Origin of the sequence: Pseudoalteromonas sp. TB25, from assembly GCF_000497995.1 — a bacterium.
Classification (GTDB): Bacteria; Pseudomonadota; Gammaproteobacteria; order Enterobacterales; family Alteromonadaceae; genus Pseudoalteromonas; species Pseudoalteromonas distincta.
Map to the genome: position 1 here is coordinate 1 of NZ_AUTI01000079.1, position 587 is coordinate 587.

1 protein-coding gene is annotated in these 587 nt (G+C 54.7%); it reads left to right on the forward strand.

The window, feature by feature from the left end; all coding sequences use genetic code 11:
- A partial coding sequence (locus tag L652_RS0101525; protein WP_024603218.1) for a glycoside hydrolase family 32 protein occupies positions 1-587 on the forward strand: 587 nt, incomplete at both ends.

The window sequence follows — 587 nt, forward strand, 5'->3', positions numbered from 1 at the left end:
CTCGACTGACGGCGGCTATCGATTTAAGGCGTACCACGACAATCCTGTCATGGACAACCCTGGATCCGAGCATTGGCGTGATCCTAAGATCATCTGGGACGACACGCGCAATGAATGGCTGATGGTGCTGGCTGAGGGTCATAAGATCGGCTTTTACACGTCGCCCGATTTGAAGCATTGGAAGTATCAGTCTGGGTTCGAGCGCGACGACCTTGGGATTCTGGAATGTCCCGACCTATTCCAAATGTCGGTCAACGGTGACAGTGCAACTACACGATGGGTGCTGGCAACTGGCGCGAACGGCTTTAAAAAAGGAATGACCACGGGAACCCTGTACTGGACCGGAGTATGGGACGGAAAAAATTTCACCGTGGATAGCGATGAACCTCAATGGCTAGACTTCGGCGCCGACTTTTATGCCGCAGTGACATGGGAAGACCCTCGCCACAATGACGCCGAACGCCTTGCTTCTCGCTATGCCATTGGTTGGCTCAATAACTGGGCCTACGCCACCAAACTCCCAACCGATGAGTGGCACGGGGGGGCCAACTCGATCGTACGGCGCATCATGCTACGGTCTGTAGACG